We start from the raw sequence: 20,854 nt of genomic DNA, 5'->3' as shown, positions 1-20,854 counted from the left end.
CATATCTACTAATTACGATCAATGGAATTACAGCTACGTTAGTTACGAACCGAGAGAAAGGAAGCAGCATGGCCGCCAACAACGTCAACCCCCAAGCCACCATCAACGAATACCTCCACCGCGCTGACTGGCGCATCAACGCAAACGCCAATCAGGATTACTCCCTCGGCGGAATGATTCTCAACTCCGCCGGCAAAATCACCGCCAACTACTGGCTGGACGAAGTGTTTTCCGACGTCGCCGGCAATGCCCACCGCAACGGCGACCTCCACATCCACGATCTCGACATGCTCTCCGGGTACTGCGCAGGGTGGTCATTGAGGCAGCTCCTTGAAGAAGGGTTCGGAGGGGTACCTGGCACGATATCTTCTCTGCCACCAAAACATTTCTCCTCCGCGTGCGGACAAGTAGTGAACTTCCTCGGCACACTGCAGAACGAATGGGCTGGCGCGCAGGCGTTCTCCAGCTTCGATACCTACATGGCACCATTCGTGCGGCTGGACTCGCTCACATACGAGGACGTCTTGCAACACATGCAGGAGTTCGTCTTCAACCTCAACGTTCCCTCGCGTTGGGGGACGCAGACTCCGTTCACAAACCTTACATTTGACTGGACGTGCCCTCAGGACCTCGCTGAGCAGACTCCGTTCATCGGTGGAGACCCTGTCGACTTCACTTACGGCGAGCTCCAAGAAGAGATGGACATGATCAACCGCGCGTTCATTGAGGTTATGTCCCAAGGCGACGCCGACGGCCGCCCATTTACCTTCCCCATCCCGACGTACAACATCACCAAGGACTTCGACTGGGGCTCGCCAAACACGAAAGCCCTGTTCGACATGACTGGCAAGTACGGCCTCCCCTACTTCCAAAATTTCCTCAACTCGGATTTGGACCCAGGCATGATCCGCTCGATGTGCTGCCGCCTCCAACTCGACCTGCGTGAGCTACTCAAGCGCGGAAACGGTCTGTTCGGTTCCGCGGAGCTCACTGGCTCCATTGGCGTAGTCACCCTGAACTGCGCACGCCTCGGGTACCTCTTCCCCAACGATGAGGCTGCGCTACTGCGCAGGGTTGACGAGTTGATCGAGGTGGCTGTCGATACGCTGGAGCGGCGTCGCGCGTTTGTGCAAGATTGCTTCGATAAGGGGCTATACCCGTACACGAAACGGTGGTTACCGGGGTTTGACAACCACTTCACCACCATCGGGGTCAATGGTTGCAACGAAATGGTACGTAACTTCACGCACGACGCCTACGACATCACCGACCCCCAAGGCCATGCACTTGTGGCGCGCCTGCTCGACCACATCAATGCCCGCATCACGGAAGCTCAGGAACGTACAGGGCACCTCTACAACCTAGAAGCGTCCCCCGCGGAAGGCGCAACGTACCGCTTCGCACGCGAGGACCGTGCCCGCTATCCCGGCATCATCCAGGCAGGTACCGAGGAGCAGCCGTACTACACCAACTCCTCCCAGCTGCCTGTTGCGCACACTCCAGATCCGTTCGCGGCGCTCGCCGCCCAGGAGGACCTGCAAACGAAGTACACCGGCGGCACGGTGCTTCACCTGTACATGGGCGCAGCAATGTCCAGTGGCGAAGCAACCGCCAAGCTCGTACGACGCAGCCTAGAAACCTTCCGCCTGCCGTACATCACTATCACGCCGACGTTCTCCATCTGCGCAAACCACGGCTACATCTCCGGCGAGCACCCCGAATGCCCGCACTGCGGAAGCGCCACCGAAATGTGGACGCGCGTAATGGGCTACTTCCGGCCCGTGCAAAGCTTCAACACTGGGAAGAAGGGTGAGTTCGCTGAGCGTCACTACTTCGCAGAAGCCTTCGCCTAACCTGCCGGTGGCGGGGATCATTCCGTTCTCCGCCACCGACTGGCCCGGCCGTCTCACGGTCACGGCATTCACACAAGGCTGCCCACTGCGCTGCAGCTACTGCCACAACCCTAGCTTGCAGGAATTTACTCCTGCTCCCCACGATTTCTCGGAAGTGCTCGACTTACTGCGGGCTCGACACGGACTTATTGACGCCCTCGTCATTTCCGGCGGCGAACCACTCGCATGCGCAGGACTCGGCGAAGCGATTGCCGCGGCCCATGAGATCGGGTTTCCCGTCGGGCTACACACGAGTGGCTATGTCCCCGCGAGGCTGGGTTCCATTCTCGCTGACTCGGCTACCCGCCCCGACTGGATCGGGTTCGACGTCAAGGCGCTTCCCGAGCACTTACCCTCGGTCGCTGGTGTCACCAGCGTGGTGGCCGCACGGATGTGGGAAAGCCTCGACATCGTGTGCGCCGCGGCCCGCGAACATGGCATGGAACTGCAGCTGCGTACTACGTTGTGGCCGGGGTCCGTCATCGAGCAAAACATCGACCAGCTGCAGGACGCCGCCGCACAGCGGGGCCACGCGCTGGTATTGCAGTGGGCTCGCGGAGTTGACGCCCACGGCGTGTACAGCGCCTAAGGCAAAGCGCCCCGCCTCCCTGGGTTCAGGGGGCGGGGCGCTGGTGCTGGGGTAGCAGACCTAGCTATAAGCCAGAGTCACTAGATCTGGTCGTACCCGTATTCCTCCAGTGGGACGGAGGCGCCGGTGTAGTCGCCGTATGCCTCGTCGCCGTAGATGCCGTCGCCGAAGGACGGGATCGAGTAGGCGGCGGAGCGGGCGGCTTCCGTCGGCTTGACCGTGATGTTGCGGTAGCGCGAGATACCGGTACCAGCCGGGATCAGCTTACCGATGATCACGTTCTCCTTCAGACCGATCAGCTGGTCAGAACGCTTGTTGATAGCAGCGTCCGTGAGCACACGCGTGGTCTCCTGGAACGAGGCGGCGGACAGCCAGGACTCGGTTGCCAGGGAGGCCTTGGTGATACCCATGATCTCGGAGCGCATCTCTGCTGGCTCGCCACCATCTGCAACAGCCGCAGCGTTGACCTGGCGTGCCTCCGACAGGTCCACGAGCGTACCCGGCAGGAACTCGGTGGTACCCGAGTCGATGACGGTGCCGCGTCGCAGCATCTGGCGGATGATGATCTCGATGTGCTTGTCGTGGATGGACACACCCTGGGTGCGGTACACGGCCTGCACTTCGTCGATGAGGTGCTTTTCCACGCCACGGCGGCCGAGGACCTCGAGCACGTCGTGCGGGTCAGCAGCGCCACGCAGGAGGCGGTCGCCCACGTTAACGTGGTCGCCTTCACGCAGGGAGCGCTCGATCATCGCGTTCGGGTTGGACTCCATCGGGCGGCGGACCTGTGCGAGGCCCTGGCGCTTCGACAGCTTCTCGTAGACCACAACGTCGGAGCCGTCATCCGGGTGGATGGTGAGCGTCCAGAAGTTGCCTTCGTCTTCGAGGGTGACGGTGCCGGCCACGGATGCGATCGGGGCGCAGTTCTTCGGCACGCGGGCCTCGAACAGCTCCTGAACACGTGGCAGACCACCGGTAATGTCGCCACCGACACCACCCTGGTGGAAGGTACGCATGGTCAGCTGGGTACCAGGCTCACCAATCGACTGTGCAGCCACGATACCGACGGCTTCACCGATGTCGACAAGCTTGCCGGATGCCATGGACTTGCCGTAGCACTTCGCGCAGACGCCGGTTGGGGTCTGGCAGGTCAGGACGGAGCGGACCTTGACTTCCTCGACACCGGCGGCGACGAGGGCGTCGATACGCTCTTCCGAAAGCTCAGCGTCGGCTTCGAGCACAACGTTGCCCTCGGCGTCCTTCGCGTCGGATGCCAGTACTCGGCCAGCGACGGAGGTCTCGACGAACTCGTCGCGGACGAACTTCTCACCGGCAAGCTGCGCAACTGGAACCTTGACTCCCTGGCGGGTGCCGCAGTCGTGCTCGCGGACGATGACGTCCTGGGCGACGTCGACAAGACGGCGGGTCAGGTAGCCGGAGTCTGCGGTACGCAGTGCCGTATCCGCCAGGCCCTTTCGGGAACCGTGGGAGTTGTTGAAGTACTCCATCACTGTCAGGCCTTCGCGGAAGGAGGTCTTGATCGGGCGGGTGATGTACTCACCGCGCGAGTTCACGACCATGCCCTTCATGCCGGCCAGGGTCCAGATCTGACGCATGTTACCGGCAGCACCAGACTTCACGATCATCGGAATCGGGTTGTCATCCGGGTACAGCGCCTCAACTGCTTCACCGACCTGGTTGGTGGCGTCCTGCCACAGCTCCACGAGACGGTCGTAGCGGTTCTCCTCGGTCAGGGCACCCTTCTCCCAGTACTTGCGCTCGATCTCCTCGGCGCGCTGCTCGTACTGCTCAAGGATTTCCGTCTTGTTCGGAAGCACCAACACGTCGGACATGGAGATGGTCACGCCGGAACGGGTCGCCCAGTAGAAACCGGCGTCCTTCAGCTTGTCCAGCGTCTGGGCAACGGTAATCATTGGGTACTTCTCCACCATCGACTGGATGATGTCGCCCAACAGCACCTTGCCAGCGCCGCCGCCCTTACGGACCATCGCGCCTTCCTGGTACGGGAAGTTGAACGGAAGCAGCTCGTTGAACATGATGCGACCAAGGGTGGTCTCCATCATCCAAGCCTGGCCCTTCGACCAGCCGTCTGGGAACTGCTCAGCCTCAATCTCAATCGTCGGACGCAGGTGGTCGATGCGCACCTTGATCGGTGCCTGCAGGCCAAGTACACCCAGGTCGTAAGCCATGATGGCCTCACGGTAGGAGGAGTACACGCCCTTGGCTGGGCCGTTCTCGTCGGCTGGGGTGAAACGACCCTCGCCGCCGATCTCGTCCTCGCCCTTTTCCATGGTCAGGAAGTACAGGCCGGTCACCATGTCCAGGCGAGGCATCGCCAGTGGCTTGCCGGATGCCGGGGACAGGATGTTGTTCGAGGACAGCATCAGGATGCGGGCCTCGGCCTGCGCCTCCGCGGACAGCGGCAGGTGGACTGCCATCTGGTCACCGTCGAAGTCAGCGTTGAACGCCTCACAGGCCAGCGGGTGCAGCTGGATTGCTTTACCCTCGACCAGCTTCGGCTCGAACGCCTGAATGCCAAGGCGGTGCAGGGTTGGTGCACGGTTCAGCAGCACTGGGTGCTCGGAAATCGCCTCTTCGAGGACGTCCCACACCTCAGGGCGCTGGCGCTCCACCATGCGCTTCGCCGACTTAATGTTCTGCGCGTACTCATTGTCCACGAGGCGCTTCATCACGAACGGCTTGAACAGCTCGAGCGCCATCAGCTTCGGCAGACCACACTCGTGCATCTTCAGCTGCGGACCAACAATAATGACCGAACGGCCAGAGTAGTCCACACGCTTACCCAGCAGGTTCTGGCGGAAGCGACCCTGCTTACCCTTCAGCAGGTCAGACAGGGACTTCAGCGGACGGTTGCCTGGGCCCGTGACAGGGCGGCCACGACGGCCGTTGTCGAAGAGGGCGTCGACAGACTCTTGCAGCATGCGCTTCTCGTTGTTCACGATGATCTCTGGGGCTCCCAGGTCAATCATGCGCTTCAAACGGTTGTTGCGGTTAATTACGCGACGGTACAGGTCATTCAGGTCCGAGGTGGCGAAACGGCCACCGTCGAGCTGCACCATTGGACGCAGCTCTGGTGGGATCACCGGGATCGCGTCCAGGATCATGCCGGCAGGATCATTGCCGGAACGCTGGAACGCAGCCACAACCTTCAGGCGCTTCAGTGCGCGGACCTTCTTCTGGCCCTTGCCCTCAGCGATGATGGTGCGCAGTTCCTCCGCCTCAGCTTCGAGGTCGAAGTTGCGGATCAGCGTCTGGATCGCCTCAGCGCCCATGCCGCCGGTGAAGTAGTCCTCGTAGCGGTCCACGAGCTCTTCGTAGAGGAACTCGTCGATAATCATCTGCTTCGGAGCAAGCTTCTGGAAGGTGGACCAAATTTCGTCGAGGCGCTCGACCTCGCGCTCGCCGACCTCGCGGATGTGCTGCATCTCCTTGTCAGCAGCGTTCTGCACCTTCTTGCGGGCGGCAGCAGTCGCACCGGCAGCCTCGAGCTCAGCGAGGTCCTCCTCCAGCTTCTGCGCACGCTCCGCAATCTCGGCATTCGCGTCCTGCTCGACTTCCTTCTTCTCGAGCAGCATCTCCGCCTCGAGCGTCGACATGTCGTTGTGACGCGCCTCCTCATCAACACTGGTGATGATGTTCGCGGCGAAGTAAATGATGCGCTCCAGGTCCTTCGGAGCAAGATCCAGCAGGTAACCCAGGCGCGATGGGACGCCCTTGAAGTACCAAATGTGGGTCACCGGCGCGGCCAGCTCAATGTGGCCCATGCGCTCACGGCGAACCTTCGACTTAGTGACCTCGACGCCACAACGTTCACAAATGATGCCCTTGTAGCGGACACGCTTGTACTTGCCACACGCACACTCCCAGTCACGGGTAGGACCGAAGATGCGCTCGCAGAACAGGCCGTCCTTTTCCGGCTTCAACGTGCGGTAGTTAATCGTTTCGGGCTTCTTGACCTCACCATGCGACCAACGACGGATGTCGTCAGCAGTAGCCAGGCCGATGCGAAGCTCGTCGAAGAGGTTTACGTCAAACACGTAAATTCCCTTTCACCTCCCCAACGACGGGGAGGATTGCAGTTGGATAGATTCTTTCGTTCGTTCCTGGCTTAGGCGGTGTCCGCCGCGGAGCCCTCGTCACGTGACAGGTTGATGCCAAGGGAGGAACCGGCCTGATCAAAGTCGTCATCATCGCCGTCGAGCTCCATCGGGGTGCCGTCCGTCGAAAGGACTTCAACGTTCAGGCACAGCGACTGCAGCTCCTTGAGCAACACCTTGAACGACTCCGGAATACCCGGGTCAGGGATGTTCTCGCCCTTCACAATGGCCTCGTACACCTTCACGCGGCCAACCACGTCATCCGACTTAATCGTCAGCAGTTCCTGCAGCGTGTAGGCGGCGCCGTATGCCTGCATCGCCCACACCTCCATCTCACCGAAGCGCTGGCCACCGAACTGGGCCTTACCGCCGAGCGGCTGCTGGGTAATCATGGAGTACGGACCAGTGGAGCGAGCGTGAATCTTCTCGTCAACCAGGTGGTGCAGCTTGAGCATGTACATGTAGCCGACGGAAATCGGGTACTTGAATGGCTCGCCGGAGCGGCCGTCGAACAGCGTGGTCTTGCCGTTCTCATCGACCATGACGTCACCGTCGCGGTTCGGCTTGGAATTCGCCAGCAGACCAGCGATCTCCTCGTTCGTCGCGCCGTCAAACACTGGGGTCGCGGTGAGCGACTCAGGCGGGACGTCGTACAGATGCTCAGGCAGCGTCTCGAGCAACTTGGCGTTCGCAGGATCGTCCGGGTTGACCGTCCAACCAGCCTTCGCCAACCAGCCGAGGTGTACCTCAAGGACCTGGCCAATGTTCATACGACGCGGCACACCGTGGGTGTTCAGAATGATGTCCACCGGGGTGCCATCCTCCATGAACGGCATATCTTCCTGCGGCAGAATCTTGCCCACGACACCCTTGTTGCCGTGGCGGCCAGCCATCTTGTCGCCGTCCTGGATCTTGCGCTTCTGCGCAACATAGACGCGAATCATCTCGTTGACGCCTGGCGACAGATCGTCGTCGTCCTCGCGGGAGAAGCGACGAACCGCGATGACCTTACCGGTCTCACCGTGCGGCACCTTCAGGGAGGTGTCGCGGACCTCGCGGGCCTTCTCGCCGAAGATGGCGCGCAGCAGACGCTCCTCCGGAGTCAGCTCGGTCTCACCCTTCGGGGTGACCTTACCGACCAGGATGTCGCCGTCACGCACGTCCGCACCGATGCGGATAATGCCGCGCTCATCGAGGTCCTTCAGCACGTCCTCGGACACGTTCGGGATCTCGCGAGTAATTTCCTCTGCACCCAGCTTGGTGTCGCGGGCGTCGATCTCGTGCTCTTCGATGTGCACGGAAGTCAGAATGTCGTCCTCAACCACGCGCTGGTTCAGGATGATCGCGTCCTCGTAGTTGTGGCCTTCCCACGGCATAAACGCAACCAGCAGGTTGCGGCCGAGCGCCATCTCACCGTTCTTGGTACCAGGACCGTCAGCCAGCACCTGGCCAGCCTCAACACGCTGACCGTGGTCAACGATCGGAACCTGGTTGTAGCAGGTGCCCTGGTTCGTGCGCTCGAACGTGCGCAGCATGTACGTGTCCTGGATGCCTTCGTCGTCCATGACGGTGATGAAGTCACCTGTCACATTCGTGACGACGCCAGCCTTCGCCGAAATAATCGTGTCACCAGCATCGTACGCAGCGCGCTGCTCCATGCCGGTGGCCACGTACGCGGCCTCAGAACGCAGCAGCGGCACAGCCTGCTTCTGCATGTTCGCACCCATGAGGGCACGGTTCGCGTCATCGTGCTCGAGGAACGGAATCATTGCCGTTGCCACGGACACCATCTGGCGTGGGGAAATGTCGAGGTAATCGACGCCCTTAGGGCCAACGACGCCGATGTCGCCGTCCTTCAGGCGGACCTCAATACGCTCACCAGTTAGGTTGCCGTCCTTATCCATCGGGGTGGCCGCCTGCGCAATTGCGTAGCGGTCCTCTTCGTCCGCGGTCAGGTAGTGGACCGTATCAGTCAGCTTGCCGTCTTCGACCTTCTGGTACGGCGTCTCAATGAAGCCGAACGCGTTGACGCGTGCGTAGGAAGCCAACGCACCGATCAGACCAATGTTCGGGCCTTCCGGCGTCTCAATCGGGCACATGCGGCCGTAGTGCGACGGGTGCACGTCTCGGACTTCAATGCCGGCGCGCTCACGCGACAGACCACCAGGGCCCAGCGCCGACAGACGACGCTTGTGCGTCAGACCAGACAGAGAGTTGTTCTGGTCCATGAACTGCGACAGCTGCGAGGTGCCGAAGAACTCGCGGATCGCCGCGGAAACCGGGCGGACGTTAATCAGCGAGGTCGGGGTGATGGACTCCGCGTCCTGCGTCGTCATACGCTCGCGCACAACGCGCTCCATGCGGGACAGACCAACGCGAACCTGGTTCTGGATGAGCTCGCCCACCGTGCGTAGACGACGGTTACCAAAGTGGTCAATGTCGTCCGTGTTGATCGAGATAACCTCGCCCTCCGGGGAAGTCATCTCGTGCTCACCCGCGTGCAGGCGCACCAGGTACTCGAGGGTCGTCGCGATGTCTTCCTCGGTCAGCGTCATCAGACCGTCGTGGTCGCCGCCAAGACCAAGCTTGCGGTTGATCTTGTAACGGCCAACTCGTGCCAGGTCGTAGCGCTTCGCCTTGAAGAACGAGTTCTCCAGCAGGGACTGCGCGAGGTCGCGCGTCGGCTGCTCGCCCGGGCGCTGCTTGCGGTAAATCTCCAGCAGAGCCTCGTCGGTGTTCGCCACGCCGTCGTTCTCGAGGGTGGACATCATGATCTCGGAGAAGCCGAAGCGCTCCGTGATCTGCTCCGTCGTCCAACCAAGCGCCTTCAGCAGCACCGTCACTGGCTGACGACGCTTACGGTCAATACGCACACCAACCGTGTCACGCTTATCGACGTCAAACTCCAACCACGCACCGCGCGAAGGGATCACCTTCACCGCGTGCAGCGGCCGTTCCGTCGACTTATCAATCGTCTCGTCGAAGTACACGCCCGGCGAACGCACCAACTGCGAAACAACAACACGCTCAGTGCCGTTGACGATGAAGGTGCCCTTGTCCGTCATCAGCGGGAAATCACCAATGAACACCGTCTGAGACTTAATCTCCTGGGTTTCATTGTTGATGAACTCCGCCGTCACATACAACGGCGCGGAGTAGTTAATATCTTTTTCTTTACACTCGTCGATCGTGTCCTTGACATCTTCGAAGCGCGGCTCGGACAGCGTCAGGCTCATGTTGCCCGAGTAGTCCTGGATTGGAGAAATCTCTTCGAGAATGTCCTCCAAGCCACTCGTGATACGCGCGTCGGCGCCGCGAGCTTCCTGCTCACGCTCACGCCACTCCTGCGTACCAACAAGCCACGCGAAAGATTCAAGCTGTACATCAAGAAGACCCGGGACAGCGATCGGCTCTGCGATCTTCGCGAACGAATAACGTTCGGGAGCCCCGGGAATTTCAGCCATTGACATGGTCTGGTTTGAGACTGCCAAGTTGGGTCCTTCCAGCACCTAAGGCGGACGCCGATCTCTACTCTGGCTCTGTAAAAATCGGCGTTTCCGCTGGGTAGATTAGCATTCGGTCTGCTTCGGAATACCCGCCCCCAGAGACAGCAAAATCACCTTGTCAAGTCAGCGCTTCGAAAATTCTCGACGCCAACAAAGCAAGGTTGACATAGCGGACTGGAGACGGCTTCCAGTGCACCGAATGAGTTTACACAATGCACCCAATGTTGTAAAGGGCAGCAACAATCCCCCGATTCAATGCCGTCGCGGGGAAGCTTAGCACTAAACGCAGGCGCGACGCTAACGCCGACGCGGCCACAACGCGCCAACCAGACCAATCAAGGTCAGCGCACCACCCAAACCGAGCACGCCCCACGTGAAGGCCTGCTGCACGGAAGGTCCGTAGGCGCCGTCGAGAAGCGAGATGAGCTCGGCCGTCTGCTGCTCGTCCATCGCGGCGTCGTAGGAAACAATGCCCTGGACCTCATTGCCGTCCACGTCAGCATAATAGTCGTTGACACGCTCCTGCATCCCCACGACCACGCCGGTGATCTGATCAACCAACAACTCGCGCTGCGCGCTATGCGTATAGAACGTGCGGACCGGCTCACCGTCTTCCCCTTCGACGGTCAACGTGTTTCGCATATCCGCGTACCGCTGCGCCACGTTCGTTGGCGCAATGACCTGCCGGAACCGCAGCACCGCGCGCCCAGCAACCGATTCCTCTGCGACGAACTCCGCGGGAGCAGCCCCACGCAACACCGGGTCGAACACCTGGTACGTCTCCTGCTTCACCGGCGATGGCAACTTCAGCCACGACCCCTCCACCGGGACATCGACGGCCGGCATCGCCATCACAAGCTGGACCTTTGCCGGTCCCTGCGCCTCACCGGTTTCACGGTCCAACGTATACGTCCACGTGCTCGCGCCGACAAGGTTTTCAAAGTCCGTACCCGCGTCCCCCGCACGCAACGTGTCCCCCACGCGCACGCTGGCAGAGTCCTTGCCCGCCGGATTCTGCACCTCCATATGCAGCTGGTGCACCACCGGCGCCGGCTCGCCCTCGCGGGTGCCATCGGGATCGGCCATCGTCAACGTTACCGCCCCAAGGTCCAGCGGTAGCTTCGCGCCCGAGTTCAGCACACGCGGGGCCAGCAGACCGCCAACCAACAACGCAATACCGAGGCCCGCCAACAACGAAGCAATGATCCTGGATTTGGGCAGCATGGTGCGAAATCTTAGCACACAACGCGAAACACCCCGCCAGCCACAGTACGTGGCGACGGGGTGATCGTCGAAAAGCTATGCAGCCTGCGAGATTACTTGAGGGTAACCTTTGCGCCAGCCTCTTCCAGCTTGGCCTTTGCAGCCTCTGCATCGTCCTTGTTTGCGCCCTCGAGGATAGCCTTTGGAGCACCCTCGACCATTTCCTTGGCGTCCTTCAGGCCCAGGCCCGGAACGAGCTCGCGGACAACCTTGATGACACCGATCTTCTTGGCGCCAGCGTCCTCGAGAACAACGTCGAACTCGTCCTTCTCCTCTGCAGCAGCAGCGTCGCCGCCAGCAGCGCCCGGAGCAGCAGCAACAGCAACTGGTGCAGCAGCGGTAACGTCGAAGACCTCCTCGAATTCCTTCAGGAACTCGGAAAGCTCGATGAGGGTCATTTCCTTGAACTGCTCAATGAGCTCGTCCTTAGACAGCTTAGCCATGGTGGCTTCCTTTCTATTGGTGGGCGGTTAGCCCAAGTTTGTAAGTGTGTTATGCGGCGTCGTTCTGCTTGTCCTGCAGCGCAGCGACAAGGCGAGCCGTCTTGGATGCCGGAGCCTCGAACAGCCCAGCAGCCTTTGCCAAAGAACCCTGGAATGCGCCAGCGAGCTTTGCAAGCGTGGTCTCGCGGTTGTCCATCTCAGCGATGGCGTCAACCTGAGCGGCGTCGATAGCAGCGCCATCCATGTAGCCACCCTTGATCACGAACGCGTCGTGATCCTTGGAGAACTTCTTCATGACCTTAGCAGCGTCGACAGCCTCGCCCTTAATGAAAGCGATAGCGGTCGGGCCGGTCAGAAGCTCGTCGAGACCCTCGATGCCGTGCTCGTTAGCAGCGATCTTGATGAGGGTGTTCTTGGCGACGTGGTATTCGACATCGAAGCCGAGATCGCCACGAAGAGTCTGCAGCTGACCAACGGTCAGACCACGGTACTCCGTCAGCACGATGGAGCTAGCAGCGTCAAACTTCTCCTTCAACACAGCAAGCTCGCGCTCATTCTTCGGATTTGCCATTACACACGCCTCCTTCCAATAACTTCATGTCCTTCAATCCGCCCGGGACACAAAAAGTGCCCCGTGCAGAAGCACGAGGCACCATTAGAAAGGTAGGCCACGTTCCTCCTGCGTGGGTCGACCCCTGGAGAGGGGTACCTTCGGCCCCGAAGGGCGACCGACGGTCTTCGGTGAAACTTGAGCTCGGGTATTACCCGTTCAAACTTCGTTGTGGAACCCTACACGTCTTCCTGCGTGCGCGCAACTCCGCGCAACATCCGCGCCGCCACCACGAACAACGCAATGCCCCCCAGCAGCGCCATCAAGCCAACACCGAGGATGAGCCCGCCCCAGAAACCGCTGGCAGTCACGCCCGTCGCGGGTTCCTCCTGCGCTGCTCCCTGGTCGAAAGATGAGACGATGCCACCGCCACCAGTCTGTATCGGAGCGTCCGGGATCGCTCTTCTTGTCGACGTCGGCTTCGCCCCCGTCGGCTTTACCGCCTGCCGCTTTGGTGCCGACGTTGTTGTGGACTTCTGCGTCGGTTTCTGCGCCGTCGTCTGCTTTGGTGGCGCCTGCTTGGTCGCGGCCTTCGCTTCCGTCGCACGCACAGTACTTATTACAGTGCGCGGTGGCACTGGCTTTGACGGCGCAGTCGTTGCTACTGGCCGTAGCTTGTGGCCGAACTTGCTCAACTCCTCGTCGATTGAGCGGATCCCCTTCGCCAATGCGCCCATCCACATGTCGCTGGTCGCTGCATTGGAGCCGCACGAGTCCAGCTCACGATACCCGCTCGCGTGCTGTTCGCGGGCCGTCGCGATGGCGGCGTCGCCGACCGCGAAGACCGCAACGAGCTCCGCAGAGTCAAACGCGAAAGTCACGGCGTAAAGTCCAGGCTCGGTGAAACCGAATGCCTGGTGGTCATGGGCGTTCGCCGGGTAGCTCAGCGTGCGGGACTTGTCGCCGGAGTCCAGTTCGAGCTTCGCGCCCTGCAGCCCCTCGTGCCAGGTGTACATGCGGCCGGGTCCGGCGACAGCAGTAATGCGGACGATGGCGGGGGCTGGGTGGTGGGTTGTCGAGAACCCGAGCCACGGCAGGTCCGCCTTCTGCGACTGCGGCAACACCCACATGCGCTCGGGGCGGGTGGGGAACGTGTCGCGCAGCGTCGCAGGGATGTCCTGGCGGGCGCGGTCGGGAACCTCGAAGAGGAAGGTGCCGCTGGTGTGCCGCGCGGGGTTGTTGGGGTCGCGGTCGTCGATGAGCGCGGCCTCCCCCGTATCGACGGGCCCCATGTCCATATGCCCGTTCGCGATGAACGCCTCCGGGCGGGTGCGCAGCGCGTCGCAGTGCTTCGCAGTGGGTGCGGGTGCCGGTGCCGGTGCCGCGGTTGTCACTGGTGCTGTTGGTGTTGGTGTTGGCGGTTGCGTCGGTGACGGAGTGGGCGTCGATAGTGCGGGGGTGCGAAGTCCCGTCGTGGTGCCCTCCGGCAAACCGACGTCCGCGTCGGTGCCAACCAGCCAGTACTGGTCGGTCCAGCCGGTGTACTCAGTCTCACCGTTGGTCAGCTCGGCGCGGCCCTGCCAACGCAGCTTATAAACGCCGGGCTTCGTAAACGTCCAGTTGAAATGGCCGTGCGCGCCAACCTCATACTCGACGGTGCGCATCTGTTCGTCAGCGCTATTGAAGAGGCGCTCAGCCGGCGAGGCGGCGTTCTTAAAGAAGATCTGCACATCACCCGGACCATCGATGCCCAGCAGGTCGAAGTACATCATGTCGTCTTTGAAGTTGCTCGGCACAGCACCCGGCAGCTCGTGCGCCGGGTCAAATGCACCGATGCCGGACCAGATGGGGCGCCAATCATCGGTGAAATCCGCGTGCTGGGGCGCGAGCCACACCTGACTGCCCGGAGCGCCCAGAAAATCGAGGGAACCATCATCCGGGATGGTGAGGCGGGAGACGTCATTGCCGTCGGCGTCAGCGTCGAGAGGCAGACGGAAGCAGACGTCGCGCTGGTCGGTGACCTGCTGACCGTCAACCGCACCAATGGACAGCTGGCCGTCGAACCGAGTGCCGTAGAGGGCGTCGTTGTGGGAGTGGTACAGCAACTTACGGCCAGCGCATGGGTGGTCAAGGTCCTCCGGGAGGACGACGCCATGCCCAGGGTCACCGGGCTGATGCCCGGCAGGCGTGGTCGCGTGCGCCGGGCTGACGGTGAAGGCGAGAAGCGCCACCGTAAGGATGAGTCTTCGGATCATGCCCGAGCCCCCTTCCTAGCGAACAACCAGCTCGCACCGAAGATTGCCGTCACGCACAGCACGATAGTTGCGCCGGTCGGCGAGTCAAACGACCACGCCAGCCATACACCAACCACGCTGCCTACCACGCCAATCAGCGCGGCGAGGATCATCATGGTCTCCAGGTTGTCTGTAAACAGTCGCGCGGCGGACGCCGGGGTAACCAACAGTGCCAACACCAGAATGTTGCCGATCGTCTGCACCGAAACCACCACCGCGGCCGTCACACACAGGTACAACACCAAGTCCAGGAGCGCGACGCGCACGTTCATCGCGCGCGCCGTCTCTCGGTCGAGCGCCACCGCGGTCAGCCACGGCCGTAACACCACCACCAGCGACACAATGACAGCACACGTCGCAGCACTGACTATAAGGTCGCGCTCACTCACACCTGTCAGCGAACCAAACAAGAACGAACTCAGCGACGCTGTGTAGCCCTCAACACGCGAAATAATCACCAGGCCAAGCGCGAACGCGGCCGCAAACACAATGCCAATCACCGCGTCCTCTTTCAGCGCACGCCGTTGCGACAGCACTGCAATCAACACCGCCACGATCAACCCGGCAACGGCCCCACCGAGCAGCACCGACACCTGCAGCGCGAACGCCAACGCAACACCCGGAAACACGGCGTGTGCCACCGCATCCCCGATAAACGCCATACCGCGCAGCACCACAAAACACCCAACGACCGCGCACAACACGGACGCCAACACTGCCGCCGTCAACGCGCGCGGCAAGAACGCCAGGTGCGGGTTGGCCACGTCAGCCAAGAATTGCAGAAACCCGATCTCAAGCACGGGATACCTCTTTCACATGTGTTTGCAGCGCCGCCAGCCATGGCGAATCCGGGCCGACGCCGAACGTGTCCATCCAGGGGCGGGCGTCGTCAAGATCAGCGGGAGCCCCGTCCGCGACGATGCCACCGCGGAACAGCAGGAGGCGATCACAAGAGTCAACAGCCTCCACGATGTTGTGTGTGGACATCACGATCGCGATTCCGCGGGAAGCCAGCTGACGAAACAGCGCTAGCAGCTGCTCAGTAGACGGGATATCGAGGCCGGTGAACGGCTCGTCGAGGAACAGCGCGCCTGGACGACGCACCAGGGCGCGCGCCACCAATACGCGTTGGCGCTGCCCTCCGGAGAGCGCCGCGATCGGCCGGTACGCCAGGTCTTGGAGGTTCACAGCTTCGAGTGCTTCCGCCACAGCTTCGTGGTGCTCCGCCTTAGGCCGCGCGTACCACGGGCGCAGGTCAAGCGTGGCGTTCATGACAGCGGACGCGACATCGATCGGGAAATCCCAGGCGACGTCGTGACGCTGCGGGACGTACCCCACCACTTTGCGCACCGCGTGGCCCGTACACTCCCCTACCCGCACCGTTCCGGCTGTGCCGGGAATCAGGCCGAGCGTTGCACGCATCAGCGTGGTCTTCCCCGCCCCGTTCGGACCGAGCAGCGCGACGAACTGCCCGGCAGGCACAAGAAGATCAACGCCCTCAAACACCGGGCGACCCGGGTACCCGGCGCGCAAGCCTCGCACCTCTATAAGCGGTTGCGTGCTCACGCGCGACGCTCCTTCCGAGAACGCGCCACTAGAAGCGCCACCAGCGCGAGCACCAACACACCGATCACCCCACCAGCGATCAGCCCCGCATTCAGCGTGCTCTGGTTATCTGCCTGTTCTTCCGACGCAGCACCCTCGCGCCACGGCCCGTTGAACTGTGCGGACTGCGCCGCCGCTACGTCCGTCCCGTCGCCTACAGCCACGCGCACCAACTGCTCGTCCGTGTGAACGGTGCCAGCGTCATCCTTCACCACTGCTCGCACCCCGACCAGGTGCACTCCCGGCTCGGTGAAGACCCAATTGGCGTGGGTATGCGTGTTCGGCTCCACCCACATTGGCTGCACACCCGGCTCAGTAGTCGTCCACAGCAACTGTGGTGCGTGGAACCCGCCCGGTTGCAGGAACAGGGAGAACTCGCCTGGCCCTTCGTGTCCGCCGAACTCCAGGCTCACGCCGTTTCCGGAGTGTTCGAGCAGGCTCGCGGCCTGCGTGTTCCACCCCAGCCACGGCACCCCGGCAACCTCAGTCTGTGGGATCACCCAGACGTCCGCACCTGGCTTTGCGCCGGTGAAGGCGAAGTCGTCGCCGTCGGGGAGGGTTTGCTTCGCGGCATCGGTCACGCGGAACACCACGTCGTCGAGGTGACGCCATACGGGCGGTTGCTGTGTGTCGTCGCGAGCGAGAAATTCAAGGGTATCCCCGTTGAATGTCGCGCCTAGATCGACGTGTCCGGCGTCAATAACTGTGTGCTCACCGGCTGGCGCAATCGCCTCATCTGCGCTGACCACCTGTTGTAACGCAGGATCGTTGTTGGCGGCCTGCGCATTCGCAATCGCAGGAGTTGCCACGATCATCGCAGCAACCATCAGTGGGATAATTCGAAGTTTCATTGTTCGCTCATTTCTCATTTCGTCCGAGGCACCTGCGTATCGACGCAGCATTCGCCTCCACAAGGTGTATATAGGTATCGGCTGGCCCAGACCCCGGAGGATCCAATGTGTCGCCCCAGATTGGGCATACCTCTATGCCAAGCTGGGCGGCGGTTTCTGTCAGCACTGTGCTGCGCCCCGCCAACTGTGGTTCCAGGAAGACCGCGGGCACGTGCAGATTCTCCAGTGTGCGGGTGAACGCGATGACATCACGCGGGCTCGGCTCCACGCTGGGGTTTGGCGTGACAAAACCTGCAACTCGCATTCCATATGCCCGCGCGAGGTAGGCGTATCCATGGTGCGTAGTCACCAGGTTGCGTTGTTCCTCCGGAACCGCGGAGACAGACTCGTGCATCATTTCATCCGCTGCGTCCAGTTTTTGCAGGTAGTCGCGGGCGTTTGCCTGGTAGATTTCCGCGTGGTGCGGATCCACCGCAGCCAACTCGTCACGGATTACCTGAACGATCGCTTTCATCGCCCGAACGTCGTGCCACACATGCGGGTCCAGCTCACCATGCACGTGATTGCCCAGCACCGCCTGCGGGAGCAGGTAGGTTTCCTCCCCCGGTGTACCGAGGAATCGGAAGGGGCGCTCCGGAGGGATCGGCTGCAGGGTTGTATTCGGCACTGTGACGGCTACGTTCACTGGATCCATGCGGCCGTCGTCATCCGAGTTGAGCACGAGGTGAGCCGCGCCTTGCCCATCAAGCTCTGTTGTAATGTCGACGTGCCCCTTCTCCACCGCGTGCAACCCCGGCGTTACCCGCGCGGGATCCTGCCCCACAACGACCGTCACCGTCGACTCCGCACTTGCGCGCTCAGGTGCACCGACGGCATCGCGAATATGCGATTCAAACGTCAGCTTGTACACGCCTGGCTTGGAAAATGCCCAGCTCAAGTGAGTATGCGCGTCAACCGGCAGGGTCTTTACGTCACGGCTATCCAGCCCGTCGTGAGAGTTGAACACCACCTCCGGGGTGCCGAAGGTTCCCAGGATGAACGCGAAAGTGGCACCGGGGCCGTCAACATCTACAAGGTGTAAGTCCGCGACTCCCGTCGTCGGGAGCTGTTGGCCCGTATCCACCCGCAACCCGAGCCACACCGCATCTAGGCTCGCGTCCTCCACAAGCGGAATCGGCGCAAACCCGTACCGTTGCGCCTCCTGCGCAAGTGCCACGACCGGAGTCGTGTCACGCACGGTCGCCGCAATCGTATTCGTTAAAGACTGTGGCTCCAACAACAGTCCGTTGGTAAAAATGGCATCCGCATACGCGATGTCGCGTGTGGCATGCAAGCTCGGTTCGTAGCTGTGCGGATCAACCCCACGCGCCATCAGCGTGTGCACATCAGCCACATCACCTGCAACGTTTTGAACCGCATCCGCCAAAATAGGTGTCGACGCCACCACCGACGCCTTCCCCTCTCCCACCGACTGCCCTTCTGGTGCGCTACACGCCCCGAGCAGCGCCACGCACATCAGCACAGCGGCTCGTTGAAAAAACTGGATCACCGGTGGCCACCGAAACCCCACGCTGCGGCGACACGACGGCGCAACGACGCATCCAAACACAACCAACCCGCACCAAAGACAAACACGCCCAAGCCGAGCACAGCCACCGGCAGCGTCATCACTGTCGTACCCGTTTCTGCAAGGGCCCCACCGCGTTGCGCGGGAGCAACATCCTGCTGCTGGTGATCTTGTGATTGCAACTGAGTCTCTCCCTGATCAGGCGCTGGATTCGCGTTGCTCGCCGCCACTGGCTGCGCGCACTCGCCCTCCTCGTCAAAGACGGAGCCAAAGTCGAAGTGACCATCGTTCGCGTTACCGGCGCCGCCAATGTCAAAGGTGAGCGTCGCCTCCCCGCTCACCGGCTCGCCATTACTCGTCGTCGCGCTTTGACGAACTGTCACCGTGTAAGTCCCCGGAGCACTGAACATCCAGTTTGGATGCACATGTGAATTCGCAGGAATGGTATGGCTGCCCTGCGCCTGCCCATCGACGCCACGGAACCACTCCTCGCCCACGACCTGACCGAGCCCACCCTGTGTGAACACAAACATGGCACCGGGTCCATCAAAATTTGTAATCTCCCAGGCCACATCCCCAGAAGTGTGCTCAAGCAGCGACGGATGCTGCGTATTCGCTCCAAGCCATGGCACACCGGCTTGCTGAGTTGCACCGATCATCCACGCGGTACCGGCCGGAATTGGCCCGACTGGATTGGAGAGCTGTTGCTTTGCTGCATCACCCAGCCCAAAAACGAGTTCTGCGGGATCGCGCCACTCGGCCGGAACAGTGCGGTCGTCTTTCACCATCGGGTGCAGTGTCGGGTGGCATTCCGCCGCGAAAGCAGGCGTCGACATGGAAAGGAGCAGTAATGTCGCGGCGAGCGCTCGCAGAATCTTGATGACAGAAAATTTCACCTAATGAACATTATTTTCATTAGCGTTCGCATGCAAGTCATACGTTATCCACAGGGCACTTCAGAAAACGCCACACAAGAAGAAGTTATCCACAGGTAGCGTGAAAAGCCTTTCCCAGGCGTTCTGCAACCACATATGTTCAGGTTATGAACTTCAAGACATTCCTAGAATCCATGTCCACGCAGGCACTCGACGTACTGGACGGCTTCGATTACGAAGCCGCCATCGAAGCAGGCGTCGATCCAACACGAGCCCGCGCCTGGCGCCAGCTCCACGACATCTACTTCGGGCCCACAAAATCCCGACAAAAACAGCGACTCGCTACCGAAAAGGCTCGACGCTACGGCTTCTCACTCGACCAACTCGCTATGATCGAACGGCGCTTACGCCCCATCAAGTCCGCGCGAACACGCACCAAACTGCGCCTCGTACTCCTCGATACCAAGGGCACATACAAAAAGCTCAGCGAACGCGCAAAAGCACTTCTTCCGAACAACACCAAGCACCAAAACGACCGCCTCACATTTTCGCCTTCCCGCAATGGGCGCCGCACCATGACGCTCACCACCAACGAGCGCGACCTCGCCGACCTTGAACACGCCCTCACCCAAGACATGGACCCCAAGACGCCACCCACGAAACACATGCTGCGCAGATTCCTCGACATCATACGTGGCGACGGCCGTTCCGTCCCCCACGCGGTCCCCCGACCTCTCTTGCTCATTCCACTCCCCCAGTGGATCCAAATACAGCGCGGCCACGGCGACGAGACCACCCTCACCCTGACCGATGGCACCACCATGACAGGCGCCGAATACCTAAACAGCCACGTCGCCACCACCGAGAACGAGCTCGAAGCCGCCGTCTTCCACCCACAGCACGGGGCAGTCAACCTCTACCGGACACAACGCCTCGCAAATGACAAGCAGCGCGCTCTGGCCCGCGCCGTTACCCCCGGCTGCCCAGTGCCTGGATGCCGCCATGCAGCCGACGCCTGCGAAATCCACCACATCACTGCATGGCAACACGGCGGGGAAACGAACATCAACAACCTGTCGCCATTGTGCCGCTACCACAATCGCGTCAACGACGACGACCCCCAACGAGCACGCCGAGGTCGCATCGAAATTGTGGACGCACAACCGCTCTGGCACTCACCACGCGGCTACTCCGCCCCAAACCCAGTCCACCGACCTGGTGCGATGAAAATGTTGTACACATAGCAAAACGCCCACCACGACGGGGCCGAAGTGGGCGTC

At 61.4% G+C, this 20,854-nt stretch carries 14 protein-coding genes; 3 read left to right on the top strand and 11 right to left on the bottom strand.

The features are described 5' to 3' along the window. Positions 1–68 precede the first annotated feature (68 nt). Both KBP54_RS01855 and KBP54_RS01850 read left to right on the top strand, forming a co-directional pair. Positions 69–1,853, top strand: a complete 1,785-nt coding sequence (locus KBP54_RS01855; RefSeq protein WP_256006150.1) for a ribonucleoside triphosphate reductase — start codon at positions 69–71, stop codon at positions 1,851–1,853. Continuing rightward, positions 1,819–2,481: an anaerobic ribonucleoside-triphosphate reductase activating protein gene (locus KBP54_RS01850; protein WP_305083183.1), complete on the top strand. Its 663-nt coding sequence runs from the start codon at positions 1,819–1,821 to the stop codon at positions 2,479–2,481. The genes KBP54_RS01855 and KBP54_RS01850 overlap by 35 nt, the downstream gene beginning before the upstream one ends. Positions 2,482–2,561: 80 nt before the next feature. Here the strand turns inward: KBP54_RS01850 and KBP54_RS01845 are convergent, their stop codons facing one another. The 11 genes from KBP54_RS01845 to KBP54_RS01795 form a co-directional block, all read right to left on the bottom strand. Further along, entirely contained in the window at positions 2,562–6,560 is a 3,999-nt protein-coding gene (locus tag KBP54_RS01845; RefSeq protein ID WP_256006147.1) for a DNA-directed RNA polymerase subunit beta', read from the bottom strand. A 71-nt stretch (positions 6,561–6,631) separates the two neighbouring features. Next, positions 6,632–10,129: a DNA-directed RNA polymerase subunit beta gene (gene rpoB / locus KBP54_RS01840; protein ID WP_256000493.1), complete on the bottom strand. Its 3,498-nt coding sequence runs from the start codon at positions 10,127–10,129 to the stop codon at positions 6,632–6,634. A gap of 294 nt (positions 10,130–10,423) precedes the next feature. After that, positions 10,424–11,350, bottom strand: coding sequence for a cell envelope lipid trafficking protein PgfA (gene pgfA, locus KBP54_RS01835; RefSeq protein ID WP_256006145.1), 927 nt, complete (start codon positions 11,348–11,350; stop codon positions 10,424–10,426). 92 nt (positions 11,351–11,442) lie between these two features. Further along, positions 11,443–11,832 carry a 50S ribosomal protein L7/L12 gene (rplL, locus tag KBP54_RS01830; protein WP_070363121.1) on the bottom strand — a complete coding sequence of 130 codons (390 nt, stop codon included), beginning with the start codon at positions 11,830–11,832 and terminating at the stop codon, positions 11,443–11,445. A 49-nt stretch (positions 11,833–11,881) separates the two neighbouring features. Continuing rightward, positions 11,882–12,403 (bottom strand): 50S ribosomal protein L10, encoded by a 522-nt coding sequence (gene rplJ / locus KBP54_RS01825; RefSeq protein WP_070363122.1) that lies wholly within the window; start codon positions 12,401–12,403, stop codon positions 11,882–11,884. Positions 12,404–12,621: 218 nt separating this feature from the next. Further along, entirely contained in the window at positions 12,622–14,637 is a 2,016-nt protein-coding gene (locus KBP54_RS01820; protein ID WP_256006144.1) for a choice-of-anchor M domain-containing protein, read from the bottom strand. Continuing rightward, the gene (locus KBP54_RS01815) at positions 14,634–15,476 is read right to left on the bottom strand and encodes an anchored repeat-type ABC transporter permease subunit (RefSeq protein ID WP_256006142.1); all 843 of its coding nucleotides are present in this window, start codon (positions 15,474–15,476) and stop codon (positions 14,634–14,636) included. Before KBP54_RS01815 ends, KBP54_RS01820 begins: the two co-directional genes overlap by 4 nt. Continuing rightward, positions 15,469–16,242, bottom strand: coding sequence for an anchored repeat-type ABC transporter ATP-binding subunit (locus tag KBP54_RS01810; protein ID WP_256006141.1), 774 nt, complete (start codon positions 16,240–16,242; stop codon positions 15,469–15,471). Before KBP54_RS01810 ends, KBP54_RS01815 begins: the two co-directional genes overlap by 8 nt. Continuing rightward, positions 16,239–17,132: a choice-of-anchor M domain-containing protein gene (locus KBP54_RS01805; RefSeq protein ID WP_256006139.1), complete on the bottom strand. Its 894-nt coding sequence runs from the start codon at positions 17,130–17,132 to the stop codon at positions 16,239–16,241. The genes KBP54_RS01810 and KBP54_RS01805 overlap by 4 nt, the downstream gene beginning before the upstream one ends. Positions 17,133–17,139: 7 nt before the next feature. Further along, positions 17,140–18,681, bottom strand: coding sequence for an anchored repeat ABC transporter, substrate-binding protein (locus KBP54_RS01800; protein WP_256000488.1), 1,542 nt, complete (start codon positions 18,679–18,681; stop codon positions 17,140–17,142). Continuing rightward, entirely contained in the window at positions 18,678–19,595 is a 918-nt protein-coding gene (locus KBP54_RS01795; RefSeq protein ID WP_256000487.1) for a TIGR03773 family transporter-associated surface protein, read from the bottom strand. Before KBP54_RS01795 ends, KBP54_RS01800 begins: the two co-directional genes overlap by 4 nt. Positions 19,596–19,741: 146 nt before the next feature. Here KBP54_RS01795 and KBP54_RS01790 point away from each other — a divergent pair, with 146 nt between their 5' ends. Beyond that, a complete protein-coding gene (locus KBP54_RS01790) occupies positions 19,742–20,818 on the top strand; it encodes an HNH endonuclease signature motif containing protein (protein ID WP_070477514.1) in 1,077 nt (358 codons plus the stop codon). Positions 20,819–20,854 lie beyond the last annotated feature (36 nt).

It is taken from the genome of Corynebacterium pseudogenitalium (assembly GCF_024453815.1).
Taxonomy (GTDB): Bacteria; Actinomycetota; Actinomycetes; order Mycobacteriales; family Mycobacteriaceae; genus Corynebacterium; species Corynebacterium pseudogenitalium.
The sequence above is the reverse complement of the archived record's forward strand: the minus strand, read 5'-3'. Positions and strand labels throughout refer to the sequence as shown.